At 60.8% G+C, this 24,490-nt stretch carries 18 protein-coding genes and 1 CRISPR repeat array; of the genes, 14 read left to right on the top strand and 4 right to left on the bottom strand.

Going from position 1 to position 24,490, the window contains the following annotated elements; genetic code table 11:
* Nucleotides 1-88: 88 nt before the first annotated feature.
* Complete coding sequence (locus J8C06_RS13490) at nucleotides 89-2,041, bottom strand: response regulator (protein WP_211429950.1); 1,953 nt, start codon at nucleotides 2,039-2,041, stop codon at nucleotides 89-91.
* Nucleotides 2,042-2,197: 156 nt separating this feature from the next.
* Here J8C06_RS13490 and J8C06_RS13485 point away from each other — a divergent pair, with 156 nt between their 5' ends.
* From J8C06_RS13485 to csx2, 7 genes are all read left to right on the top strand, one after another.
* Nucleotides 2,198-2,569, top strand: coding sequence for a response regulator (locus J8C06_RS13485; RefSeq protein WP_211429949.1), 372 nt, complete (start codon nucleotides 2,198-2,200; stop codon nucleotides 2,567-2,569).
* An 8-nt stretch (nucleotides 2,570-2,577) separates the two neighbouring features.
* Nucleotides 2,578-4,902, top strand: coding sequence for a response regulator (locus J8C06_RS13480; protein WP_211429948.1), 2,325 nt, complete (start codon nucleotides 2,578-2,580; stop codon nucleotides 4,900-4,902).
* A complete protein-coding gene (locus J8C06_RS13475; protein WP_211429947.1) occupies nucleotides 4,871-6,439 on the top strand; it encodes an FAD-binding domain-containing protein in 1,569 nt (522 codons plus the stop codon). Before J8C06_RS13480 ends, J8C06_RS13475 begins: the two co-directional genes overlap by 32 nt.
* An 88-nt stretch (nucleotides 6,440-6,527) precedes the next feature.
* A complete protein-coding gene (locus J8C06_RS13470) occupies nucleotides 6,528-7,958 on the top strand; it encodes a glycosyltransferase family 2 protein (RefSeq protein WP_211429946.1) in 1,431 nt (476 codons plus the stop codon).
* Nucleotides 7,959-8,241: 283 nt separating this feature from the next.
* Nucleotides 8,242-9,840 (top strand): DUF4407 domain-containing protein, encoded by a 1,599-nt coding sequence (locus tag J8C06_RS13465; protein WP_211429945.1) that lies wholly within the window; start codon nucleotides 8,242-8,244, stop codon nucleotides 9,838-9,840.
* Between the two features lie 19 nt (nucleotides 9,841-9,859).
* Complete coding sequence (gene cas2, locus J8C06_RS13460) at nucleotides 9,860-10,153, top strand: CRISPR-associated endonuclease Cas2 (protein ID WP_211429944.1); 294 nt, start codon at nucleotides 9,860-9,862, stop codon at nucleotides 10,151-10,153.
* Nucleotides 10,154-10,176: 23 nt separating this feature from the next.
* Nucleotides 10,177-11,427 (top strand): TIGR02221 family CRISPR-associated protein, encoded by a 1,251-nt coding sequence (gene csx2, locus J8C06_RS13455; protein ID WP_211429943.1) that lies wholly within the window; start codon nucleotides 10,177-10,179, stop codon nucleotides 11,425-11,427.
* Nucleotides 11,428-11,506: 79 nt separating this feature from the next.
* Here the strand turns inward: csx2 and cas2 (J8C06_RS13450) are convergent, their stop codons facing one another.
* The gene (gene cas2, locus J8C06_RS13450; RefSeq protein ID WP_211429942.1) at nucleotides 11,507-11,785 is read right to left on the bottom strand and encodes a CRISPR-associated endonuclease Cas2; all 279 of its coding nucleotides are present in this window, start codon (nucleotides 11,783-11,785) and stop codon (nucleotides 11,507-11,509) included.
* 41 nt (nucleotides 11,786-11,826) lie between these two features.
* Complete coding sequence (gene cas1 / locus J8C06_RS13445; protein WP_211429941.1) at nucleotides 11,827-12,825, bottom strand: CRISPR-associated endonuclease Cas1; 999 nt, start codon at nucleotides 12,823-12,825, stop codon at nucleotides 11,827-11,829.
* Nucleotides 12,826-13,379: 554 nt separating this feature from the next.
* A CRISPR array of direct repeats spans nucleotides 13,380-15,273; the repeat unit is 37 nt; unit sequence GTTTCAATCCGCTTCAAATCGCGTCTTCAATCCGCAG.
* 505 nt (nucleotides 15,274-15,778) lie between these two features.
* Here cas1 and cas6 point away from each other — a divergent pair.
* From cas6 to cmr6, 7 genes are read left to right on the top strand one after another with little or no spacing between them, the layout of a single operon-like run.
* Nucleotides 15,779-16,759 carry a CRISPR system precrRNA processing endoribonuclease RAMP protein Cas6 gene (gene cas6, locus J8C06_RS13440; protein WP_211429940.1) on the top strand — a complete coding sequence of 327 codons (981 nt, stop codon included), beginning with the start codon at nucleotides 15,779-15,781 and terminating at the stop codon, nucleotides 16,757-16,759.
* Nucleotides 16,756-18,561, top strand: a complete 1,806-nt coding sequence (cas10, locus tag J8C06_RS13435; protein ID WP_211429939.1) for a type III-B CRISPR-associated protein Cas10/Cmr2 — start codon at nucleotides 16,756-16,758, stop codon at nucleotides 18,559-18,561. The genes cas6 and cas10 overlap by 4 nt, the downstream gene beginning before the upstream one ends.
* Nucleotides 18,542-19,711, top strand: a complete 1,170-nt coding sequence (locus tag J8C06_RS13430) for a type III-B CRISPR module-associated protein Cmr3 (RefSeq protein ID WP_211429938.1) — start codon at nucleotides 18,542-18,544, stop codon at nucleotides 19,709-19,711. The genes cas10 and J8C06_RS13430 overlap by 20 nt, the downstream gene beginning before the upstream one ends.
* Nucleotides 19,712-19,726: 15 nt before the next feature.
* The gene (cmr1, locus tag J8C06_RS13425; protein WP_211429937.1) at nucleotides 19,727-20,977 is read left to right on the top strand and encodes a type III-B CRISPR module RAMP protein Cmr1; all 1,251 of its coding nucleotides are present in this window, start codon (nucleotides 19,727-19,729) and stop codon (nucleotides 20,975-20,977) included.
* Nucleotides 20,974-21,867 carry a type III-B CRISPR module RAMP protein Cmr4 gene (cmr4, locus tag J8C06_RS13420; RefSeq protein ID WP_211429936.1) on the top strand — a complete coding sequence of 298 codons (894 nt, stop codon included), beginning with the start codon at nucleotides 20,974-20,976 and terminating at the stop codon, nucleotides 21,865-21,867. Before cmr1 ends, cmr4 begins: the two co-directional genes overlap by 4 nt.
* Before the next feature lie 49 nt (nucleotides 21,868-21,916).
* Nucleotides 21,917-22,282 (top strand): type III-B CRISPR module-associated protein Cmr5, encoded by a 366-nt coding sequence (locus J8C06_RS13415; RefSeq protein WP_211429935.1) that lies wholly within the window; start codon nucleotides 21,917-21,919, stop codon nucleotides 22,280-22,282.
* The gene (gene cmr6 / locus J8C06_RS13410) at nucleotides 22,275-23,348 is read left to right on the top strand and encodes a type III-B CRISPR module RAMP protein Cmr6 (protein WP_211429934.1); all 1,074 of its coding nucleotides are present in this window, start codon (nucleotides 22,275-22,277) and stop codon (nucleotides 23,346-23,348) included. The genes J8C06_RS13415 and cmr6 overlap by 8 nt, the downstream gene beginning before the upstream one ends.
* 113 nt (nucleotides 23,349-23,461) lie before the next feature.
* Here cmr6 and J8C06_RS13405 read toward each other — a convergent pair whose 3' ends face one another.
* Nucleotides 23,462-24,430 (bottom strand): helix-turn-helix transcriptional regulator, encoded by a 969-nt coding sequence (locus tag J8C06_RS13405; RefSeq protein WP_211429933.1) that lies wholly within the window; start codon nucleotides 24,428-24,430, stop codon nucleotides 23,462-23,464.
* Nucleotides 24,431-24,490: the final 60 nt, after the last annotated feature.

Below are 24,490 nucleotides of genomic sequence, written 5' to 3'. Positions count from 1 at the left end.
ATGAGGAATGTGAACTAGGCTCGGTTGGGCGCACAGATTGGACCAAGTTGGTTTTTTCGTTGCCACTCGCGCGGCGACACCGCGCGCATCAAGCCCGAAAGCCAAGCACTGTCACATCATCTCGCTGCGGCCCGAATGTCAGCAACTGGTCGAATTGCTTTTCGAGCGTTGTACGCTGCATTTCCAGTGGTTGACCGGCCAGCGTCGTGAGCAGGTCACGGAAACGTGGCGTGCCGAATTTCTCGCCGTTGGCGTCCGGCTGGTCGGCAAAGCCATCGGTGGTCAGATAGTAGGTGGCATTGGCGTCCAGCGGCGCTTCAAACGCTTCAAACGCCCGTTCGCGGGCATGCTGCCGGCCGCCTACCGAGAGCCGGTTCCCAGGGATAACTGCCAACTGCCCATCATCGGCCACGATGAACAATGGGCGGCGCGCCCCGGCAAACATTAAACGGCGTTCGCCCTTGAGGACGTGGCACACGCCAATATCCATCGAGTCAAGCTGAAACTCGAACTGCCCACCGTGGCGATCCTGTTTGAGTACCGCGCGAATGTGTGCGTGAAGCTGCTTGAGAATCTCGGCCGGCTGCGTGACGTGATTTTGTAGCACGATCTGGTTGAGCCCGTTCATCCCCACAATGGACATCAGCGAGCCGGGAACACCGTGCCCGGTGCAGTCAGCAACCGCTAGGATGAGTTCATCGTCAAAGGTGTGGAACCAATAGAAGTCGCCCGACACAATGTCTTTCGCCCGGTAAAGCGTGAATAATTCCGGCACATGGCTGGCGATGTGATCGAGCGATGGCAACATGGCCTGCTGAATGCGCAGCGCGTACCGAATGCTGTCGAGAATGCGCGTGTTGCTTGCCGCAAGAGCGTTGCGCTGGGCTTCGACCTCGGCGGTGCGTTCCCGGATTTTCATTTCCAGCACCGCTTCACGGGCTTTGATTTCTGCGGCCATCTCCTGGAACACCCGCGCCAGCCGTCCAAGTTCGTCGTTACGGATGGCGACCTCGGCAAGTAGCGTTTCGGAAAACGTGCCGACTTCAACTGCCGCCGCTGCCTCAGTGAGTCGGGCGACATGACGCAAGTAAGCTTTTTCATGGTCACGCAACCGCTTTTTCTCAAAGCAGGTTCCAACCCGCGCCCGTAGCAGCGGCAGACTGAATGGCTTGGGCAGGTAGTCTTCGGCCCCCATTTCAATGCACCGCACAACACTGTCAATTTCATCCACGGCGGAAATCATGATCACCGGGATGTCACGGGAGATGACATTTTCCTTGAGCCGGCGCAGCGTCTCGAACCCGTCCAGTTCAGGCATCATGATGTCGAGTAGAATCAGGTCAAACGCCCCGCCCGCGACTAGTTCCAGCGCCTCGCGTCCGTTGCGTGCCGTAACGACGGCATACCGTTGCTGTGCCAAGCGGAGTGTCAGGAGGTCGCGGTTGAGCGCGTTGTCGTCCACCACCAGGATTTGTCCGTAAAACTCGCCGGAGGTCGCTTGTCGGTCGGCAACGAACCGCTCGACGGTTGGGGCATTGCGGCTTTGCGCCACAATATCAGCAAGTTCCAAGTCGTCATCAAAGGCTGACAGGCTAAAGAGCGTCTGGATGAGCGACGCCAAATATTCGGCCGACTGGTGAATTTTTTCGATATCCGGCCGGGCATCGGCAGCGGCCATCGCCTGCGCCTGCGTGGTGTGCGCCAAGATATCCTGTAGGAGGGTGTACGTGTCCTGGTAGAGCGTCTCCCCAAAATTTTGCAGCTTGGGTTGCGCGCTAGTAGCGTCAATGCGGGCCGCATCGAGAGTGCTGTTGACAATTCGCAGTAAGTCCTGGCCAGTGGCGTAGATGCCGTCGAGTTCCAGCCGGAGGAGCGAGCCTTCCTCGGCGTCTTCAAGCAAAAGCTCGCTGTAGCCAATGATGGCATTGAGCGGTGTGCGGAGTTCATGGCGTAGTTCGCCAAGCAGAACCGAAGCTGCCGACGGTTTCCGTAGCTTGCCGCGCGGCGTCAGTTTGCCATCTTGGTTCAGATCGAAAGACATAGCCACCGCCGAGCGGGAGTAGGGTGGGCAATGAAGTTTACCGATGCAGAAAGATTCAGTAAACTTGTGGCTCCGTACAGCTTGCTTCAGACGCCATGGCACCACGATAACGGAGCGAATGACTGGTTGGTAGCCCGGCTGCCTAGGAGGACTCCAGTGGCGAAAATTCTCCTGGTTGAAGACAACGAGATGAACCGCGACATGCTCGCCCGGCGCTTGACCAAGCGTGGCTTTGACGTTGATGTGGCGATAGATGGGGCCCAGGGCGTTGAAATGGCCGCCCAGCTCGTTCCTGACCTGATTTTGATGGATATGAGCCTGCCGGTCATCAATGGTTGGGAGGCCACCCAGCAAATCAAAGCAAACCCCACCACCGCCCACATTCCGGTCATTGCCTTGACGGCGCACGCCATGGCCGGAGATCGTGAAAAGGCGCTCTCCGCCGGATGCGACGATTACGACACCAAGCCGATTGATATTCCGCGCCTGCTCGACAAAATCAACGCCGCGCTGAGCCTCAAGAAGTGAGCGCAACGATGCAAAACGTACTTCTGATCGGACTTGAGGCATCGCTGGCCGAGTCGGTGCGTCATGAACTGACAACCCGTGGCTATGCCGTTGCCTGGGCCGCAACTAGCGCAGACGGTTTGGCTGGCCTTGAACCAGCAATGCCGGACTTGCTGGTTATCGCTGCCGCGTTGCCAGATGGAGACGGGATTGAACTGTGCCGTCAGGTGCGCCGCCGCGCAGATGGTAAAACCGTGCCACTGACCATCGTTGGTGAAACCAACGATGACCTCGAAGTGGACCGTGCCTTCGGGGCTGGCGCATCGGATTATGCGCGTCATCCAATTCCCCTACGGTTGTTTATTCACCGTTTGGAAGCGCTCCTCCGCGCCCACGCTGCCGAACTGCGCGTCCAGCACGCTGAAGCTGAGTACCGCCACTTGGTTACGTCCATTCCATGCGTGATTTACAGCATGTTCTATGAGAACGGCGAGTGGTCCTATGACTATTACTCACCGGTTGTGACCGATGTGATGGGTCATTTGCCGGAGGATTTTTGTTGTCCTGGAGGCCATGCCTACCGGTTGAGCCTGATTCACGAGGAAGACACGCCGGCGCTCCAGCAGGCGCTCGATGCCTTGCTGGAGGGCAAATACAACGGCCGGCAAGTCCTGGTCGAATACCGGAAGCGCAACAAGCAGGGCGAATACCGCTGGCTTGAAAACCGCATGATTCCGCGGATGAGTTCCGCCCAAGACGCCGTGCGCGTCACGGGGGTCATCTTGGAAATCACCGAGCGCAAGCGGCTCGAAGCTGAACTCCGCCAAGCCAAGGAGGCGGCGGAAGCGGCCAGCCTGGCAAAGAGCACGTTTCTGGCGAACATGAGCCATGAACTCCGCACCCCGCTCAACGCCATCATTGGCTACAGCGAAATTCTGATGGAGGATGCTCAGGATAACGGCAACGACGCTGTGTGTGATGATTTGGGAAAAATTCAGGCAGCCGGCCGTCACCTGCTCGAACTCATCAATGCCGTCCTTGACTTGTCAAAGATCGAAGCCGGCAAGATGGACGTCTATTTCGAGACCTTTGACATTGGAAGGCTGGTCCGCGACGTCGCTTCCATCATTCTCCCGCTGGTCGAGAAAAACGGCAACCAGCTTGAAGTTTCGTGTCCGAGTGACATCGGCGAACTGTATGCCGATGTCACGAAGCTCCGCCAGGCATTGTTCAATTTGCTTTCCAACGCCGCGAAATTCACGCACCAAGGCAAGATTAGCCTCGATGTCGCGCGTGAGCGCCGGGCTGGTGGAGAGTGGGTGCGCTTTACGATTTTCGATACTGGCATTGGCATTTCCGAAGAACAGTTGGCGCGTCTCTTCCAAGCTTTTACCCAGGCGGATGCTTCAACCACCCGCAAGTATGGCGGCACGGGATTGGGGCTGGCCATCAGTCGCAGGTTTTGCCAGATGATGGGCGGTGACATTCTCGTTTCAAGCGTCGTTGGTGAGGGTTCGACCTTCACCATTGAACTCCCGGCCAACGGCGCCCCAAAACCAGCCCCGGCTGAGATTGAAACGTTTGAGGCCGCGTCCGGCAAGCCGGCCATCGGAACCGTGCTCGTCATTGACGATGACCCCATCACCTGCGACTTGCTCCGGCGCTTTCTGGTGCGGGAAGGTTATCGGGTTGAGGTGGCCCACAACGGACTGGATGGCCTGAAGCGGGCGCGTGAACTGCGGCCCGATGCGATTACCCTGGATGTGGTCATGCCGCATGAGGATGGATGGTCTGTGCTGTCGCAGCTCAAGCTCGATCCAAAGTTGGCAACCATCCCGATCATCATGCTGACCATGGTGGATAATCGCCAGCTTGGGTATGCCCTGGGTGTTTCGGATTACCTGACCAAACCGCTCGACCGTGATCGCTTGCTCGAAGCGTTACGCCGGCATAGCCACAACCCGTCCCGGACGGTCTTGCTGGTCGAAGACGATGACACCACCCGTGACATGACGCGCCGGATGCTTGAGCGGGAAGGCTGGCAGGTCGTCGAGGCCATCAACGGGCGCTTGGCGTTAGAGCGGCTGGCTGAAAGTGTCCCCGCCCTCGTTCTGCTTGACCTGATGATGCCTGAAATGGATGGCTTTGAGTTCGTCGAGCGGGTTCGGGAGCAGCCTGAGTGGAATGAACTGCCCATCGTGGTCATCACGGCCAAAGACCTGACCGATGATGACCGTCACCGCCTCGATGGCCGGATCAAGCAGATTCTCCAAAAGGGTTCGCAATCAAGCGAGGACCTCATGGCGCGGGTGCGGTCGCTCATTGCTGCGGCGCGAAAGCCGGCTGGCGCGTGACGGTGGGGTGGTGAGTCGCCAGTCGCCGGTGCACGTCGTATGGTTCAAGCGCGACCTGCGGGTTGCCGATCACGCGCCACTGACGGAAGCGGCTGCGCGTGGCGTGGTGCTCCCCCTCTACATTGTCGAGCCGGAAATTATTCACGCCGAGGATTTTGACGCGCGTCACTGGGCGTTCATCCGGGACAGCCTCGCGGCGCTGCGCGACCGTTTGCATCGGTTGGGGCAGCCGCTGGTCGTACGATTTGGCGAGGCCGTGCAGGTGTTTGAGGCGCTGGCGCAAGCGCTCTCCATCGGTGCGCTCTGGGCGCATGAGGAGACCAGCCAGCAGGTGGCTTATGCCCGTGACCGGCGGGTACGCGCCTGGGCGCGCGCGCGGGGCATTCCGTTCTATGAGTACCCATCCAACGGTGTCGTGCGCCGTCTCGTCAGCCGGGATGGGTGGGATGCAACGTGGGAAAGCCGCATGGCTGCCCCGTTTCCGCCAACGGTCACGCGCCTTCCGCCGGTGACCGGACTCGACCCCGGACCCATTCCCTCCGGGGCGGAGATCGGGCTGCCCCCAAGTGAGTGTCTGGAGCCGCAACCGGGCGGGGAAGCCGCTGCCCGGCAGGCGCTTGAGTCATTTCTGACCGCGCGGGGGGCGGCCTATCACCGCGCGCTATCGAGTCCGATTGCGGCTGTCACCGCAAGTTCGCGGCTCAGCCCCTATTTGGCCTGGGGCAATCTGTCTGTTCGGCAGGTCGTCCGGCTGGCGCGGAAGCGCCTGGCCGAGGTCGAAGCCTGTCCACCCTGGGAACGCCGGTCGCTTGGCGGTAACTGGGCGTTATCGGTGCGGACCTTCCTCAAGCGCGTCGGCTGGCGCTGTCATTTCATCCAAAAGCTCGAAGATGAACCGGCCGTTGAGTTTGAAAACTTCACGCGCGCGTTTGATGGATTGCGCGACCGGACTTGCCCCGACCCGGAGCGGTTGGCGGCCTGGCGAGAAGGGCAAACCGGGTTTCCGTTGATTGATGCCTGCCTGCGCGCCGTACGGCGGACGGGTTGGTTGCCGTTTCGCATGCGCGCCATGGTTGTTTCCTTTGCAGCGTATGACCTGTGGCTGGACTGGCGTGCCCCGGCACTCATCCTGGCGCGATGGTTTACCGACTATGAACCGGGCATTCATTACTGCCAGTTTCAAATGCAATCCGGGACGACCGGCATCAACCCGATTCGCCTGTACAACCCGGAAAAGCAGGCGCGTGACCATGATCCCGATGGCCGGTTTATCCGGCGCTGGGTGCCAGAACTGGAACACGTCCCAACGGATTACATCCATGCGCCATACCGTATGCCGCCCCTGCTGCAACTGGCGACGGGCTGCCGCATTGGGCGCGACTATCCATCCCCGATCGTGGATCACCAGACGGCGGCCAAAGCGGCTTGGGCCCGCCTGGATGCCTTTCGGCAGCGACCAGAAGCCAGGGCCGAAGCCGCGCGAATCCTCCAGCGGCATGCTAGTCGGCGTGGGCGCAGCTCTACCGCCAGGGACTGATGCCGTGCCCGCCTTGGTCGAAGCCGAAAATTTTGATAATGATTTTCAGCTACTTCGTTCCCCAGTCAGTTGGTGTGGGAGTGCTACCTTGTCATTCAGACCCTATTGGCTTGTGCTCGGGGTGGTAGTCGGCGTTATTGGGTGGAGTCTCGTGGGGTTGATCCTGGGGCAGCCGCAGACCCTGGTTTGGTTGACGCTGGGCTACCTGTCCTACGAAGTCGGACTGACCCTCTTCCTGTTTGTGGCGACCGGACTGGGCATTGCGGCCTGGAAGCGTTGCTACCGGCTGCCGCGCGCCGGCCTGGCCCGTCCGGTGAGTGTCCTCATTGCGGCTCACAACGAAGCCGATTGCATTCTTGAAACCCTGGCCAGCGTGTTCGGACAGGTCGGCGTCATCCCGCACTGTATTGTGGCCAGTGACGGTTCCACGGACGGGATGCCTGACCTGCTGATTCAAACCTTCGGGCTGGTCGCGGTGGATGGACCGGGTCGGTGGCAGGGTGACATCCCCCGCGCGGATGCGCCACCGGGCCGGCTGACGCTGCTGGCGCTGCCAAAAGTCGGGAAGGGCCCGGCGCTCAATGCCGGACTGCAAGCTGCCGCCGCTCCGGTGCTCGTGACGCTGGATGCCGACACCTTGCTGGCGCCAAACGCTTTGCTGGAACTGGTTGCCGCGTTTGAGGACGACCGAACGGTTGCGGCCGGAGGCTTCATTTACGTCCGCGGGGCGGAGCAGGGAAACTGGATGGTCCGTCACCAGTACCTTGAGTTTTTCCGCAACTTCATGTGGCGCATCGGCTTGGCGCACTGTGGCGTCTGCTTGCAGGTTTCCGGCGCCTTTGGCGCCTTTCGCCTGGCGGCGCTGCGGGACGTTGGCGGTTTTTCAGAGGACACGCTCGTTGAGGATTACGAAATCATCTACCGCATGCATGAGTCCTTTCGGAACCGTGGGTTGCCCTATGCCATCCGAATGGTGCCGACGGCGGTGGCGTATACTGATTCGCCGCGCGCGCCGTTTGCCTTCATCAAGCAGCGGACGCGCTGGTTTGCCGGCTTTCTCAACACGTTGTGGGCTTACCGCCGGATGATTGGCGCGCCTACCCACCGGGCCGTTGGACTCGTGATGTTACCCATCAAAACCGTGGACGCGCTCCTGCCGATCTGGGGGGTTGCCTCGCTATTGATTTTGATCGGAGCGTTCTGGTTTGGACGTGAGCAGTGGCGGTGGTACGCCGTGACGCTCTTCGGCGCTAAACTGAGCTATGACCTTGTCCTGACGGCTCTGATGGTAAGGCTATACCGCCGGACCTTTCCCGAACGTCCTTTGGCGTTAGGGAGCCGGCGACTGGCGCTGACCGTCTTGGCGGAGGCCTTTGGTTTTCACTGGTTTCGCCAAGTGGCGGTGCTCAATGCCTATCGGTGGTTCGCGTTTGGCATTCGGCGGTGGGAGCAAGCGCGCTGGCAACGTTCACTTGGGAAGCTTTCCCGCGCGCTCCCGGCCGAAGAGCGCGTGCCGTAAGCATCTTCACTGACCGAAAACGTGCTCTCATCGAAAAAAGCTGGTGGTTCATCCACCGGCTTTTTCGTGCTCCACCGCTGGCTGATTCCATCTTAGGCCGCTTTTGTTGCTCTCCGGTCTCGGTTGGTTAACGCCGCAAGCTTGCGGTCCCAGCAGAACCTGGCGAGCTATGCAATATATCGCTTGGCTCATTCACGCTGACCGGTTGACGCTGGGTGCGTCAAAGACTGACCCAGTGCCAGGGACGCGAAACTTTGGTTTTTTTAGACAAGGAGAGAACCCCATGACGCGCGAAATCGTCCCCAACCCACCACTGACGCAGACCACATTGCCCACGTCACGATGGGAGCGCATCAAGCGCTTCTTCAGCCTCCAACCGTTTGGCGATGAAATGCTCACACCGAGCGTTTTCATGTGGACCTACGCGGCGCGCATCCTCGTCTTTGCCATGGCCTTGCTGGAAGCTTGTGCCTGGGGGTGGTTTGGCGCTGGCGTTGCCGGTGGTTGGCTCGGCGTTGGCTTGGGACTCACCCTCGGATTGGTTGTCTTTTTGGTGGTGTGGTCTCTGGACGTATCGCTCATGACCAGTGATACGTTCAAAAAGAGTTTCTGGCAAACGACGCCACTGGCTGTCCTGCGCCTGTCGCTCACCGCTGTCTCGGTGTGGCTCAGTGCGCCGTACCTGACCCAGCTTGTGTTTCGCGCCGACATCGAAGCCGATCTCCGCCGCGAGCAAAACCGAGTCCTGGAAAGCGTCCGCCGGGAGATTGCCTCCCGGTCGGATGCCGAAATCGCCAAACTGAACCGCATCATCCGGGCTGACCGAGAGGCGCTCATCCTTGAGGTTTCGGGACGGGGACGTTCGGGGCGCTACGGCGACGGACTGACGTCCGGGGCCATCCGCGAGCGCATCCTGGCCAACGAGGCGGCCGTCCAGGCGCTTGAGACGCACAAGCAGACCGAGCTGGCAGACTTCAACCAGGCGGCGGCGCGAAACGCTTTGGAGGACATCAAGCGGCGCTGGGGGGTGGACCTGCCGAGTGACTCACCGATCGAACGGCGCGCCCGCTCGGAAAAAGTGCTGATGCGACCGGAAGCGCAGAGTACCAAGCTGACGGTCGAAGGGGGCTTTTGGCTGGTGTGCGCGGCATTGGTCGTGTTCAAGTTGTTTCTTCAAAACCAGGCGGCGAGTCATTACTTTTCGGAAGACAAACAATCGCTGTGGCGGCAGTACCGCAAAGGGGCCTTCGATGCGTGGCTGCCACCTTGTGACCGTTCGACCGGAACGTTGATGTCACCGGTGAACTTCCTGCAGTGGTATGACGCCGCGCTGCCCAAGTTGCGGGTGGCCGCTCATGCCGAATACGAGGCCGAACAGGCGCAGCAAGCCGCCGCCAAGGCTGCCGAAGCGCTCAAGACGGCCCGTGCCGAGTGTGACGCCTACCTCCAAAACCACCGGCAGTGCTTGACCGATCTCTACACCCGGCAAGTCGCGCGTGACACGTTGCAGTCGGAGCTTGCCGGGGTGGCAGGACTGTACGCCAACTTGGCAGCACAGGAGGGCACGATGTCTCTTGAAGCGTTACAAGTCCTGGACAGAACACGCCGGTCGCTCGATGACAAGCGGGCGGCACTGGAAGCCTGTGAGCGTGAGTCCCGGGGACTGCATTTTCAGAAGGCAGACTTGGTCGAGGGCTACAACCGGCTGGTGCTGCGGGTCGAGCAGCTCGAAGCCGAGTTGGAACGGCGCCAGGCTGAATTTGAACGTCTGAACGAGGTGGCGCGTCAACTGCGTTGTGAAGTGGCGGCACTATCGGTTGGCGGCAGCGAGGCGCTCGTTACGTTGCTGGCGCGCGCCATCCAGCCATCAAATCCGGCGTAGCCGCAAATGGAGGCTGTCTATGCCATCCCGTCGTGAGGCATTGTTTGTGGTTGCCTATGATGTGGTTTCTGATCGCCGACGCAACTTGCTGCGCAAGACGCTGATGCGTTACGGAAACCCGGTGCAGTACAGTGTCTTCGAGTGTTGGTTGACGCCGGAGCGGTTGGCGGCGCTCCAGACGGAGGTCCGCCACCTGCTGCTGCCGGCCGTGGACAGCATCATGTACGTCGAATTCTGCAAAGGGTGCGCGCGGGCGACCCGTAACTTGGGTGTCGCGCCCAATCGGCCTGTCCTCCCGTGCTATGTGTTTTGAACGTTCAGTGAGGAGTTTCGCCAATGACCACGGTTTCCAAACGGGTAGTTGCCGGTTTCATCGGAAAGGGCAAACAAAAAGCCAACGGGACAGGCTATGAACAAGCAACCTATGTCTTCTCGAACGGAGAAGAACAATCGGCTTCGGTCTTCGGCACGGCTCTGCTTGCGCACCTTGCCAGGCAGAACCGGCCGGCCGAGCTCTGGTTGGTGATGGGAACGGCTGCATCCATCTGGGATGCGTTGGTAGAGCTAGTCCCTGACGATCAAATCAGCTCGATTGAAAAGATTTGGGACGCTGTCAGCCGAGCCGTGCGTCAAGAAGACATGACGCAGCCACTGCTTGACGAATGGTCTGCGGCGTTGAGCCAGACAAGTCGGGTAAAGGTGGTTTGCGAGCTGGTCGGCCCGGCAAACGACCGCGATTCACAGATGCGCGTTTGGAAAGCCCTTTACCGCAACGTTGGGGTGGGCGACGACCTGACGTTGGACATTACCCACGGCTTGCGTCACCAGCCAGTCCTCATGGCGTTTATGGCAACGACACTCCGCTGGTTTCGGCGGCTGGCGAGCGTGGAGATGTACTACGGCGCGTTTGAGTTTGGTAACCAAGTCATTGAACTGCCGCTATGCCAAGACTTGCTCGATGTGACCGAAGCTCTGGCGACCTATCGCTACACCGATGATTTCGGCCAACTGGTCAATGTCTTTGGGCGGTTGGCTGCGCCAGAAGCCGATTTGCTCGACAAGCTCGAACAGGCAGCCTATGCCGATAACGTCAATCGGGTGACGAAGAAGGCTGTGAATAAAGCTAGAGCGCAGTTGAGCGCCGTGGGTGAAGTGGCGGCGCTTGACCGCGCGTTGGCCGAGGCGCTGGACGAACCTTTGAGTTGGATTGCCGGAGATACCTTGGCGCAACGGCTGCGCCGCAAGGCAGAGACGGCGTTTGCGGCCAACCAGCGGCTCAAGGGCATCGTCCTGCTCTATGAGGCGCTTTGTGTGGCGGGCTGCCAGAAGTTTGAAATCGACGAGCCGCTCTCCTACGATTCGCGCCGGGAGGCCGGCAAAAAGATCAAGGAAGAGCTTGGGTCAGACTACGCTTCTCACTTCAAGAACATCGCCAATCTCCGCAATGCCGTTGTGCACGGCACAGATCCCGAGGACCAGGATCTAAAGGCTCCACTTGATGCCTTGAATCCAAAAGCCGCGCAGGCGCGCTTTGATGAGATTGTCAAGTCGGGCTATGCGCTATTTGACACGTTGATGCAGCCCTGAACGGTGTGTCTGACAACACCCGACCGGCGCGCCTTGCAACCTTGACTTTCCTGGGGCCTGCCCGATGCGTAAGCCGGTGTTACCAGAGGATGGGGTCGAGGTCTTCGCGCCAGCGCATGTCCCCGCAAGCGCACCGCCGGGCGCGACAGGCAGCGCACAGCCGGTAGAGCCGGACGGCATCTACGCGCCGGTGAATTGCCCGGCGCAGTTCTTCAATCAACTCGCCGACCTGTTCATCACGCAGCCAGCACTCAAAGACACTTTTCTGGACCCGATGCCCGTAGCGTTCGGCAATGTCCATGACGCGCCGGAGACGACGCGGATCGCGGATGTCGTAGGTCAGCAACAGGAACTGCATAGCGGCCTCCCGGCAGTGATGTGGTTCGAGGTTGATGTGGTTCAGTGCCAGCCGCGAAAGGCTGCGTAGGGGGTGCCTTCGAGGATTGTTTTTTGCAATGCCTCGGCTTGCTCGTGCAGGGCGCGGCGCAGGGTCGTCCGAGTTTTGGTGCGGGCGTTGGTGAACTCGCGGGTCAAAAGGCGTTCGTATTCGTAAAGAAAACGCTTGCGGGCATCGTCGTCCAGATGGACGCCGCCTTCGTCAGTCGGGGCGAAGTCATCGGCTTCAACGATGCCAAGGTTGACCAAGTTGAGTGCCAGCCGGTCAGCCGTGATGGGGCGAAACTCCTCGATGAGGTCAAGCGCGAGTGAGCAACGACCGTAAACGACCTCGTGCAAGCATCCGAAGTAGGGATCGAACCCAACACTGGCCAGTGCCCCGATGGCTTCGTTGAGCAGGAGCGCGTAGCCAAAACTCAGCAGTGCATTCACGGGGTCGGTCGGTGGTCGGCGCGTCCGTTTTTCAAAGGTGAAACCGCGCCGGAACAAACTCCCCAGCGCCTTGAAGTAGGCTGCCGCCGCGGTGCCTTCGAGACCACGCAGCTCGTTGAGGTCAGCCGCGCGTTCCAGGCGCGTCCCAAGCGCCGATAGAAAGTCAATGGCGTCGCCCAGGGTCAGTTCCGGGTGGTTGCGCTGTTGCCGCGCGAGATTTTCGACGCAGTTGGCAAGCTTGGCTTGAACAAAGGCCTTGGCCAGGGTGAGTTTGAACACCGGGTCGGTCATCCGCTCAAAGTGGCGGGCCCGCAAGGGGGCATTCTTCGATTCAAGCGGCACGAGCCGGCCCTTCAGGCGACCGTTGAGGGTCACGAATGCGGTATCAATCCCCTGGGCCAGCAAGTGGCTGATGACCGCGGTTGAAAGCTGAACGTGACCAAAGACCACCACCCGTTCAACCTGGAAGTCGTGGATTTCCGACACGATGCGTCCTTGGCGTTCCAAGGCAAGGCGGTTGTCGCGCTTGTGCAGCGTTGTGTTTTGTTCGGTGAGGTAAAGCGTCGCCATGACAGGTCATCCTTTCGGCGCGCACTTGGCGCAGGTGAATCAGAGCGTTGTTGGGATGACCTTAGCGAAGTTGGGAAGCGTCTGCTGGGACGGCAAGCTTGTGGTGGCTGGGGTGCCGGCGTGCTGTCCGTTGCCGGGCGCGGAGCGTAGAGCGGGTTTGGTGGAGGGGCGAAGGTTGATTCGTCCCTGCCACTCCGCGCCGAGCCTGATACAACGGATGTGTGGGTTGTCTTGGTGACGACGGCGAAGGTTGATTCGTCCCTGCCACCCCGCGCCGAGCTTTCCATCTGAAGGCTTTCTTACTGCCCCTGCGCTGTGGTGGGACTGGGTAGGCGGGACGTTCAGCCGTTTCAATCCACCCGCTGCCTGATTCCGTTGTCGCCCTGGTTGGGATGGACAAGCGACTGATAACGTAATTTAGCTTTCAAGCCGCACTTCTTCTTCCCTTCTTCTCACTTTCTCTCGTCACTTCTCTCTCCTAACTTCTCACCACTGGGAGTTTCAATCCACATTCCGTCTCTAATCTCTCACTCCTAACCCCTCTCTTCTCTCTGATTTCAGTCCGCTTCAACTCGCATTTTCAATTCGCATTCCATCTCTAATCTCTCACTCCTAACCTCTCTCTTCTCTCTGGTTTCAATCCGCTTCAACTCACATTTTCGAGCCGCAGTCCATCTCTAATCCCTCACTCCTAATCTCTCTTTTCTCTCTGGTTTCAATCCGCTTCAAATCGCGTCTTCAATCCGCAGCGACGAAAACGGAATACTCGTGGCGGTTGTTCCGTCACACGGGTTTCAATCCGCTTCAAATCGCGTCTTCAATCCGCAGCATCACACGTCCGTAATTCATGTGACGCCTCTCTGGGATGGTTTCAATCCGCTTCAAATCGCGTCTTCAATCCGCAGTTCAGTACAACGAAGGGTATGTTTTGACTACTTTTCCGTTTCAATCCGCTTCAAATCGCGTCTTCAATCCGCAGGTCCACTCGACCAGTTTCGTGAAGCTCTGCTGAACCGCGATGTTTCAATCCGCTTCAAATCGCGTCTTCAATCCGCAGTTATCGCCTTGTCAAGCGGTAACGGAAGCAAGGCCGGAAAGGTTTCAATCCGCTTCAAATCGCGTCTTCAATCCGCAGGCCTTGTCAAGCGGTAACGGAAGCGAAGCAAGGCCGGAAAGGTTTCAATCCGCTTCAAATCGCGTCTTCAATCCGCAGGAATGACCTTGTGCGCCATGGGCGCAAGCCGGGGGTTAAAAGTTTCAATCCGCTTCAAATCGCGTCTTCAATCCGCAGCCAAACGTCCGAAGACTGTTTGCAATCGCACATTCGCGCTGTTTCAATCCGCTTCAAATCGCGTCTTCAATCCGCAGCTGATTTATTTTCTAAGGAAACGTTAGAAGCTAGAGAGAGTTTCAATCCGCTTCAAATCGCGTCTTCAATCCGCAGGGACGGTGATTCGCGACCAGAATGCGTTCGACGCGGCGCTGTTTCAATCCGCTTCAAATCGCGTCTTCAATCCGCAGCACGACCTGGACAGTCGTTAGTGATCCTAATTTCGAGTTTCAATCCGCTTCAAATCGCGTCTTCAATCCGCAGGAGACCGGCACGTACGACCGGGCTGAGTATCAACGCACAATGGTTTCAATCCGCTTCAAATCGCGTCTTCAATCCGCAGAAAACCACAAACTGGCGGGTCACGACCTGGACAGTCGTTAGGTTTCAATCCGCTTCAAATCGCGTCTTCAATCCGCAGGGCGCCGAATCAGGCGGACGGTGTGCGATGTCGTCACCGTCGTTTCAATCCGCTTCAAATCGCGTCTTCAATCCGCAGATTCACCTATTTCGTATCGTTTGCGTCCCGAAGTGGGGCGCGTTTCAATCCGCTTCAAATCGCGTCTTCAATCCGCAGAGATGTACTTTCGTTACCGTCTTGTCAAGCGGTAACGGACGTTTCAATCCGCTTCAAATCGCGTCTTCAATCCGCAGAAAAAGAAAGAATTCACCTACTTCGTATCGTTTGAGTGCAGGTTTCAATCCGCTTCAAATCGCGTCTTCAATCCGCAGGTTCACACTGCCGGATTCTTTTTTACTTTTTTCCTCTCCCGTTTCAATCCGCTTCAAATCGCGTCTTCAATCCGCAGAATCAAATAACGACCATGTAACACTTCGTTTTAGTCGTGGTTTCAATCCGCTTCAAATCGCGTCTTCAATCCGCAGGGATATAGCCAGCAAAATCCTAGAGCGCCCGGTTGAAGTGTTTCAATCCGCTTCAAATCGCGTCTTCAATCCGCAGAAGTATGGTATACGAAAACTTCGAACAAGCGCTGCTTGCTGTTTCAATCCGCTTCAAATCGCGTCTTCAATCCGCAGGCGCGTCTTCAACGAAGACGGAGTGCTTGTGGCAACGACCCCGGTTTCAATCCGCTTCAAATCGCGTCTTCAATCCGCAGGCCGCGCCGCTAAGTCGTTGGCTGTCAATCAAGATGTGACCGGCTTTGGCTAACGGTGAGCAATCAGCCCACAAAAGCGGGTCGGCAAATGGTCGGTGTCGGGCAAAGTCTTTTGTGCGCAAGGTCATCCGTATGTGGCTAATCCCCCCTGTCACGCGGTCTGGATGAGGTTAGCCCACGCTGCGCGCTGTGACGCGCGTGGTAGGGCTGTTCCCGTAGGCGGGTATGTAACACATCATCGCCTGCCTACCGCAAGCTGGCTGGCTCATCAACTCCACGCGGTTATGACCCATCCACGTCCCAAGCCGACCTGCATTGGTTTTTCTAAAAATAGCTTTTTGTTCTCCAGATTGCATTGTATGTTGTCATGTAACTACTTCAGCATGTCTAGTCTCCGGCAATCGAGCTGCGCGGGTTGGTCTGGAGGCCGTCCGGTCACCCGTTGGCGAGGGTGCTTTCCGTGGGCACGTCCCGTTTTGGGGCAAACGTGAGAGGTTGGATGCGCATGGCGACGATGGCCCAAATGACGCTACCGGCGATAGCCATTGGGCGGTATGGCTTTACCCTGCGTCCACAGGGGCCGGCGGTGTTGCCCGATTATCCCGGCCCTATGCTGCGTGGAGCGTTTGGACAGGCGCTCAAGCGCGTCGTCTGCGTGGTGGAACACCGGGATTGCTCCCGCTGCATTGTGCAGGCGCGTTGCCATTATCCCTACATTTTTGAAACGTCACCGCCCAAGCCGTTGCCAACGCTCCCAGGGCTGACCGATGCGCCGGTGCCGTTTGTGCTGGATGTGTGCCCGACCAGCTATACGCCGCGTCCGACCCCTGACGCGCCGCTCCGGTTCGGGCTGACTGTGATTGGGGTACGCGCCAACCAGGGGCTGAAGTATGTCATCGAGGCCGTTTCTGAAATGGCTCGGGCCGGACTTGGGCGCGACCGGGTACGCTTTCGGCTGACGGAAGTTCAGCCCCTGGATGCCGCCGGAGGCCCCGCGGCCGGCGTGCGGCCGTTGGCTGAGCTGGTGGCGGCGCGCGTGGCGGCGCTGACGCCGATGGGGCGCGTCCGCGTCAGGTTTGAGTCTCCGACGCGCATTCGCGTCCGGGGTGATTTGCAAGCCGACATCACGTTTGGCGTGCTGGCGCGAAATCTGCTGCGGCGGTTGGTCCTGTTGAGTGAGGTGCATGGTGATGGGCATCCGGCGTGGGATGTCCGCCTGGCGCTGGCTGCGGCCGACGCCGTGCAAACCGAGCACCGCCGGCTGCGCTGGCTGGATTGGGCGCGGTGGTCGAGTCGCCAACAGCAGCGCCTGCGATTGGGTGGATTGTTAGGGGAAGTGGTGTTTGGCGGGGGCGACCTGGGGTGGTTTGCCACGCTGCTGGCGGTTGGCGAGCACCTGCACATCGGCACAGGCACGAGTATGGGGCTGGGGCGGATGCGGGTTGAGCGGCTCGATGCGGGAAGCGCGACGGAGGCAAGCGCATGACCGAGGCGGTCGTGATCGTGGCGATTGGGCCGGTCCAGGGCTGGATTGCCGCCGCGCGGCGCAGTCGTGACCTGTGGTATGGGTCATGGCTGTTGAGCGAATTATCGAAGGCTGCCGCGCGGGCCCTGGCGGAGGTCTGTGGCGTTGAGTGCTTGATTTTCCCTGCGACTGATAACATTGAAGATGTCGCGCCCGATTCATCACTCAATGTCGCCAACAAGGTGGTGGCGCTCGTGCCGGCAGGGCAGGCGCCGGAACTGGCGCGGAAAGCGGCCCAGGCGGTCAGGGAGCGGGTGGCAGCGCTGGCCACGGAAGCCTTCCAGCGTCTGGGTGAGCGCTTTGATCGGGACGTGGCGCTTCGCCAGGCGCGTGATTTGCCCGAAGTGACCTGGGCCACGGCTGTCGTCGGCGATGGTGGCTACGGGGTAGCGCGTGACCTGGCCGAGCGGGCCCTGGCGGCGCGAAAAACCCTGCGTGATTTTGCGCCGGTGGACTGGGGGAGCGCGCGTCCGAAGTCGTCCTTGGACGGGTTGCGGGAGTCTGTTCTGCGGCCAGGCCAGGCGGATGAGCTGTTGCGGGCCTACGGGATACGCCGTAGTGAGCAACTGTGCGGCGTTGGACTGATGAAGCGGTTGGGCCAGCGCGGACGCCAGGACGGGTCCGACCGGGTCAGCAGCACGTCGCACATGGCGGCGCTGCCGGTGCTTGAACAACTGTCTGATAACGATATGACGCGGCAGGCAGCGAGGACTTTTTTCAAGGTTTTGCGGGACGACCTCAAGCTGTCGCCGGAGATGCTGGGCAAGACACCGGTTCGGCATCCGGTCTTTGAGAACTACGACGGGCGGTTACTGTTTGAAAGCCGTTACGGTGAGTTTTTCGAGGACGAGCCGGACGTTGGGCAGCGTCGGGCCAAGGTGCAAACGGCGGCACAGGTGCTGCGTTCTTTCTTGCGCCAGTCTGGGCTGGGCCGTCCGTATCCCTACTATGGGCTGCTGCTTGCCGATGGCGACCACATGGGCGCTGCCATTGACGCTTGTCAGACACCGGAGGCGCACCGGAAGCTGTCACAGGCTCTGGCGGCTTTTGCCAGCGAGGCGCGGCAACTCGTCGAAGAACAACATCGCGGGTCGCTGATGTATGCCGGCGGGGATGATGTGCTGGCCTATGTGCCGTTGCATACGGCGCTGGACTGCGCCAAAGACCTGGCGACAGCCTTTCAGCAGCGACTGGCCGGGGTTCGACCGGCCGAGGTGTCGCCGACGCTTTCGGTGGGCCTGGCCGTTTCGCACCACCTTGACCCGCTGGAAGATGCCCTCCGGCGGGCACGGCGGGCAGAGCAGGTTGCCAAACGGACGCGCAATGCACTGGTCATTGCCTTTGACAAGCGGAGCGGCGGCGAGACGGTCGTCGGCGGCCGGTGGGGTGACTTTGACCAACAGTTGAAAAGCCTCATTGACCTGTACCGGCAGGGCGCGCTGGCGCATGGCGCTGCCTATGAGCTGCGCCGGTTGGCCCTCCAACTCAACGAAGCCGAGGCCGAGCCAGCTTTTCAGGCGGCGCTGCGTCAAGAGTCCCTGCGAATCCTCAGGCGGAAGCGCGACCGGCAGGGCCGCGCGATAAGCGACGCGACCCTGGGGGTGGTGGAGGCGGCGTTGCGTGGTCAGAGCGTGGGGCAACTGGCTGATGCGTTGGTCGTAGCGCGGGAGTTCGAGCGTGTCAGCCGCGCCGTGCCGACGGCGGTATCCACCCGGAGACTGGTGATCGGCAAAGGAGGCGCCGATGGCGCTGTGGATGATTGAGCCACGCGATCCAATCATCTTCCGCGATGGGCGTCCGTTTGGGGCCTGGGGTGGCGCGCGGGCGACGTCGCTGCCGTTTCCGTTTCCCTCGACCATCGCTGGAGGCGTCCGAACCCGCGCTTTCCGCACCGCCCAGGGGGTCTTTGACCCATCTGCCTTTGGCCGAACACCGGCGGAGGCACGGGCGCTGTCCATACGCGGGCCGTTTTTGGTCGAACTGGACGCATCAGACGCTATCCAGCAGTGGCTGTGGCCGGCGCCGCTCGATGCGCTGGTCCTGCGCGGCCTGGCGGCCGGCGATTTTGACATCAAGCGCCTGGTGCCGTTGGCGTTGCCGCCAGGCGTCACGGTCGGCCTGCCGGTGGATGGGCTGTGCCCGGTTGGCCTGGCGGTGCGGGTCAAGGCCAAACCGGCCGGCGATGCCCCGGCGTACTGGTACGGGTCGGTGGTTGAACGCTGGCTGACGCGCTCCGACGACTGGACAACCACAGCCAAGGCGCTTGGCCACGGCGGGCCGGTGCTCGAACAGCGCACGCACGTCGCTCTTGACCCGGCCACGTTGACGGCCGAAGACGGTCGGTTGTTTCAGACAAGCGGCTTGGCTTTTACCTGTCGGGTGGACGGGGAGCCGCCCCGGCGACTGGCGCTGGCCGTCTGGGTTGCGGACGACGCGCCACTTCAGCCCGGACTGGCCCCGCTGGGTGGTGAACGGCGACTGGTCATGTGGCGGCCGTCGAAGTCCGCCCTTCCGCCGTGCCCTGCCGCCGTCCACCAGGCCGTGTGCCGGCAGGGAGCATGTCGGCTCATCCTGGCGACACCGGGTTACTTCACGGCCGGGTGGCGACCTGGCGCCGAGACGTTGGCGGCCGGCGTGTCCGGGCTGACCGTCACCCTGGTGGGGGCTGCCGTTGGGCGGGCCATGGTGGTTTCAGGCTGGGACTTTGAAACCAATCAGGCCAAACCGACCCGGCGGCTGGCCCCGGCCGGGAGCGTGTACTTTCTCAAGCTCGAGGGCAGTCAAGACGCGCGCGCGGCCTGGCTGAACCGGGTTTGGCTCCAGCCGGTCAGCGACGATGACCAGTCCCGCCGGGACGGCTTTGGCTGCGCTCTGGTTGGAGCGTGGGACGGACAGTTGGGCAGTTTGCAGTGATGTGGAGTGGAAACCATGCGACCTACGCCAAGCCGGCCACCGGCAATGACGCCCATCAGGGTCGTGGAACAGCACCGTGACTATGCGTTGGTGACGCCACTGTTCGGCGGTGGGGTTGAGCCACAGCAGGCCGACCCCATCACGGTGGTGCGGGCGTCGTCTGTGCGCGGACACCTGCGCTTTTGGTGGCGGGCAACCCGCGGCGCGCAGTACGCCGATGCGCAGGCGCTCCGCGCTGCCGAAGCTCAACTCTGGGGCGATACGCAAACCCCATCGGCGGTTGCCATCGAGGTGGTGGTGCTCGAGCGGGGGTGGGAAGAAACCGCCTTCACCATCAAGGCAAAAAAACCGGAGCCGTCAGAACACATCGCTCCGTATGCGGCCTTTCCGTTGCTGCCGAAGACCGAAGAACAGCGTCCTGGGTGGGCATCCAAGCCGGTGCGGATGGGGGTCAAGTTTCGGGTCAACTATCGGCTGTCGAAGCAAGCGGCAGAGCGATGGCAAGACGAGATTGAAGCTGCTTTTTGGGCCTGGGAAACCTTTGGTGGCATCGGTGGACGGACGCGCCGTGGATTTGGCGCCATCGGGCGGGTTGGCCAGGGAGCGCCCAACCTGCGCAGCCGGGATGAGGTTGAGCGGCATATCCGGGAAGGTCTGCGCCAGTATGTGGTGAACGGGCGGTTGGACGGATTCCCCAGACTGGCGCCGGGCCATGCCGATTGGCGGCTTACCGAAGCGCACCAGAACGCCATCACAGCCTGGAAGGCCCTTATCGGCAAGCTACAAACCTTTCGGCAGTACCGGATAAACAGGCGAACCAGGCAGCCGGACAACTACGGGGCTTCGGTGTGGCCCGAGCCGCAGGTCATCCGGCAAGCCGCGCGCCAGTCCGCCGCAGCGCCGGCGCCGTTTCCACGCGCCAGATTGGGGTTGCCCATCGTGTTTCACTTTCCCCAGGACCAAACGCCTGATGCGATGCTGGTCGGTCGGGAGACGGAACGGCTGGCGAGTCCGTTGCTGCTGCGTCCGGTTGTCTTTCGTGGTGACGCCTTCGGGTTGGCGCTGGTGCTGTCTGCCCCGACCCGGCTGCCTGGCGGACTGAATTTGAAGGGAGAGGGCTACCGGGGGGCGGTGAGTGACCGCGACTTGACGCCGGATGAAGCTCGGAAGGTGATCCCTCTGCAGGGGAAGACCGATGTGCTGGCGGCATTTCTGGATTGGGTGACGCCGGGCAAGGTAGCCCAGGACGTAGGGAGGCGGCTATGAACTTTTCACGATTGTTGCTTATGCATGCGCTCTCGCCGCTCCATGCGGGCACCGGGCAGGGTGTCGGGGTGATTGACTTGCCGATTGCGCGCGAAAAAGCGACGGGACTGCCCTATGTGCCCGGCTCATCGGTCAAAGGCGTCCTGCGCGAAGCGTGCATGGCGGACGACAAAGGTCGTCACCACGTGTCACAGGTGTTTGGCCCGGAAAGTGAGCAGGCGAGCGACCATGCCGGCACGCTCCACATCAGTGATCAGCGGTTACTGTTGTTGCCGGTGCGCAGTTTTGCCGGCACCTTTGCCTGGACTACCTCGCCGTACGGGCTGGCGCGATTTGCGCGGGACCTGACGGCAGTTGGGGGTGCGTTGCCGGGTTTCATTCCATCCCTGCCGGCCAACAGCGACCAGGCCTGGACAACCGAGGCAACCAAGCTGTGCGCCCAGGAAAAAACCGTCATTCTGGAAGACCTTGACCTTGTTGCCCAGCCCCAGGCGGCTGTCAACGCCTGGGCGGACTGGCTCGGTCGGGCGCTCTTTCCGGAGAGCGCCGACTGGCAGGCATGGTTGCGTGAGCGGCTCTGTGTGGTTGGGGATGATGTCTTTAACTTTCTGGCCGAGACGGCAACGGAAACGACGGCCCGCATCCGGTTGGACGATGAAACCAAGACTGTTGCGGAGGGGGCGCTGTGGTACGAGGAAGCCCTTCCGGCCGAGAGCGTCCTGTACGGCCTGGCGGTTGCCGTCCCGGTGAAAAAAGCCGAACTCGAAGCCGATTTCATCTTCACACTTCTGGCAAGGCTACTTGAGAAGCCACTGCAATTTGGAGGCAAGGCCTCGGTTGGGCGTGGGCTATGCCAAGTGCGGGTTGCCGATGGCGGCGCGACACTGTGAAGGCAGGCCTGGCGGGCGGTGAATCCACATCCCAGAGGAGGGCATCAGCATGCAGACTCGTGACCAACGCTATGCGCGGCGGGCGTACGAGCAGATGACGGCGTTGCCGGAAGGTGACCGTGCGCGGTATGGCGCGCTGGCGCTCAAGCTGCCGGTGCTCATTCGGACGGCCGGGTTGGCGCAGGCAGTAGCTTTCGTCGAAGCGCGCGGCAAGCGGGAGGGGGAACTCCTGCTTGAGCATCTGGCGCAGACACTGGGTTTTAGCGGGCGGAGTCATTTGGGGGCAACGGTACGGGAAGCGCCGGTCATGGTCTATCTAAGTCTGACGCGCCGGACGCTGGCGGCGCTGGTGTGGTACAAGCGTTTTGCCCAGTCGCTCTTCAAGGTGAGTGGGACGGAGGAAACCGATGGGTGAGATCGGGGCGCGGCGGGCGGCGCTGAACAACGTGGCATGGCGTGACTGTGCCCATCCGGGGTTGGGGTTTGAGCGGTTTTTGCTGGCTCAGCTTACCGACAAAGGCGACGCGAAAGCGCCGGATGTGGGGAAGTCCGGGGCGGTACAGCCGGGCGAGCCGCCCCGGACGGCGCTGGTCAAGGCCGTTGCTGGACTGCGCCCGGCGTCGCTTTATGCGGCGTGGTATGCGCGCTGGAAACATCACTTGAGCGTTTTCGGGGCGCAGATGCGGGAAGCTGAGGTCGTGGGGCGGCTTGTGGTTGGGCTTGGCGCGGACAGTGTCAGTGAAACGGCGATTTCGCTGCACCGGACCTACGGCGTGCCGGTGATTCCCGGCAGTGCGCTCAAGGGGTTGGCCGCGGCCTACGCGCACCGGTATGTGGAGGAGACGGCGTGGCGCAAGTTGACGCCCCGGTGCCCGCAGGGTTCGGCCCACCGAACGCTGTTTGGGTCTGCGCAGGACACGGACCCCGAAGCCGGGTATGTCATCTTTTTTGACGCGCTCTGGGTGCCGGGCAGCGCGGAGCATCCGTTGGCGGCGGATGTCATGGCGGTGCATCACGCCGATTATTACCAGGGACGGGCGGATTGGCCGGCGGACTGGGACTCGCCGACGGTCGTGCCGTTCTTGACGGCAACCGGGAAGTTTTTGCTGGCTTTGGCCGGGCCGCCGGACTGGGTGGATGCGGCATTTGACTTGCTGGACGCGGCGCTGGCCAAGCTGGGGGTTGGGGCCAAGACGGCGGCCGGGTACGGACGCCTGCGGCTGGAGGCAAAGGCCGTGCTGCCGCCTGATCCGTCCGAGGTCGAAGCTGACCAGTTGGTGGCGCAGATCAAGGGACTGCGCTCGAATGAAGTTGCTGCCCGATTGGGAGACTTTGCCAAGCGGTGGCAGAACTTGCCAGATGGTGTGCCAGGGAAGCGCCGGGTTGCGGAAGCCATCGTTGACCAGTCACGGGTGTGGAAAGGGGCGAAGGATAAGCCCTGGTTTCAAGAAGTGAAGCGTTATCTAGACCCGACCGAGTAGCTGCCGCTGCCGTATTCTTTACAGGGGCAGAGGGTGGTGACTTAGAGTCTGATAACATTGCCTATGTCGAGTGACCGACCTGTTCCGGACTACCTGCCGGGAGCGTGCGTCCGTCATCGCACACGAGCGCAGACTGCGCGGATGGCTTCCCGAAGCGAATCCGGCGCGAGTACCTCGATTTCCGGCAGCCAACTGAGCACGAACCGCTCCAGCCCCCGTCCGCCGGCGACGGTCAGCTCAATCGTCACCGATTCGTCCTGGTGCGCTGTTTTTGGGAAGCGTTCAATCACCCGTTGGGTCGGATGGAACGTCCGTTCCGTGAAAATGCGCGCCGTCACCCCAAACGCGCGCAGCCGAACGGTTACCGGTGCGCCATGAATGCCGTTGAAGCAGTTGGCATCCAGATGCTGCTTGAGTGAAAAGTCCGCCGGCCGGTCAAAGGTCTCGTCGGTAAGTTCAATCTGTTCGATGTGATCGATGGAGAGGGGGATGATACCGGACCGGCGCGAATCAACGCCAAGGGTCTTGAGCGTGCCGCCGTCTGGGTCGAAGTACACCGCGTAGGGCGCAAACACCCGCGCTTTCGGTTGCCCATCGGTCAGCGAGCGGTACACAAGCGCCACTTTCAGCCGCCGATACGCGGCGTACGCCAGCGTTTCAATCGTTTGGGCATGGGCTGAATAATCCTTCACGGCCACCAGTGACGTGCCGTAAATCTCACTAAAACTATCCAGCATCGCGCGCAGTTCTTCCGGGAGGGTCGCTCGCACCTTCTTCAGCAGCGACTCGCCATGCCTGGCAAAGGGCATTCGGAAGGCAGTTCCCTCTAACGCTCCAATGACTTTTTGCGACAGCAGCAGGGTCGCAATTTCCTCCACCGTCAACTTCGGTGGCTTGAACGTGTACCCATCCCGGAACAAGAACACCTTGTTTCGACCATGCTTTTCCTCGGTGATTGGGTAGAAATCACCCAACTGGTCAACAGCGCGGTTGATCGTGATCGGCTTGACGTTGAAATGCCTGGCAAGTTCCGAAAGGCTGTGAGGTCGTTGCGCCAAAAGCAGGGGGATACCGACCAGCATTGCGGTCAGATTCCCACGCTTATCGCCGGTATAGTTGGCAGGTTTGGCGGATGGTTTGAA

The organism is Chloracidobacterium validum, assembly GCF_018304825.1.
Lineage (GTDB): Bacteria > Acidobacteriota > Blastocatellia > Chloracidobacteriales > Chloracidobacteriaceae > Chloracidobacterium > Chloracidobacterium validum.
This window is presented reverse-complemented; position numbering and strand designations above follow the sequence as displayed.

Excerpts from the sequence above, each read along its gene's own strand:
- csx2 (WP_211429943.1), top strand. The coding sequence starts at position 10,177 with ATGACCACGGTTTCCAAACGGGTAGTTGCCGGTTTCATCGGAAAGGGC.
- cas10 (WP_211429939.1), top strand. The coding sequence starts at position 16,756 with ATGACCGAGGCGGTCGTGATCGTGGCGATTGGGCCGGTCCAGGGCTGG.
- cmr1 (WP_211429937.1), top strand. The coding sequence starts at position 19,727 with ATGCGACCTACGCCAAGCCGGCCACCGGCAATGACGCCCATCAGGGTC.
- J8C06_RS13430 (WP_211429938.1), top strand. The coding sequence starts at position 18,542 with ATGGCGCTGTGGATGATTGAGCCACGCGATCCAATCATCTTCCGCGAT.
- cas1 (WP_211429941.1), bottom strand. The coding sequence starts at position 12,825 with ATGGCGACGCTTTACCTCACCGAACAAAACACAACGCTGCACAAGCGC.
- cas2 (WP_211429942.1), bottom strand. The coding sequence starts at position 11,785 with ATGCAGTTCCTGTTGCTGACCTACGACATCCGCGATCCGCGTCGTCTC.
- J8C06_RS13465 (WP_211429945.1), top strand. The coding sequence starts at position 8,242 with ATGACGCGCGAAATCGTCCCCAACCCACCACTGACGCAGACCACATTG.
- J8C06_RS13490 (WP_211429950.1), bottom strand. The coding sequence starts at position 2,041 with ATGTCTTTCGATCTGAACCAAGATGGCAAACTGACGCCGCGCGGCAAG.
- J8C06_RS13480 (WP_211429948.1), top strand. The coding sequence starts at position 2,578 with ATGCAAAACGTACTTCTGATCGGACTTGAGGCATCGCTGGCCGAGTCG.
- cas2 (WP_211429944.1), top strand. The coding sequence starts at position 9,860 with ATGCCATCCCGTCGTGAGGCATTGTTTGTGGTTGCCTATGATGTGGTT.
- cas6 (WP_211429940.1), top strand. The coding sequence starts at position 15,779 with ATGGCGACGATGGCCCAAATGACGCTACCGGCGATAGCCATTGGGCGG.
- J8C06_RS13415 (WP_211429935.1), top strand. The coding sequence starts at position 21,917 with ATGCAGACTCGTGACCAACGCTATGCGCGGCGGGCGTACGAGCAGATG.
- cmr6 (WP_211429934.1), top strand. The coding sequence starts at position 22,275 with ATGGGTGAGATCGGGGCGCGGCGGGCGGCGCTGAACAACGTGGCATGG.
- J8C06_RS13405 (WP_211429933.1), bottom strand. The coding sequence starts at position 24,430 with ATGCTGGTCGGTATCCCCCTGCTTTTGGCGCAACGACCTCACAGCCTT.
- cmr4 (WP_211429936.1), top strand. The coding sequence starts at position 20,974 with ATGAACTTTTCACGATTGTTGCTTATGCATGCGCTCTCGCCGCTCCAT.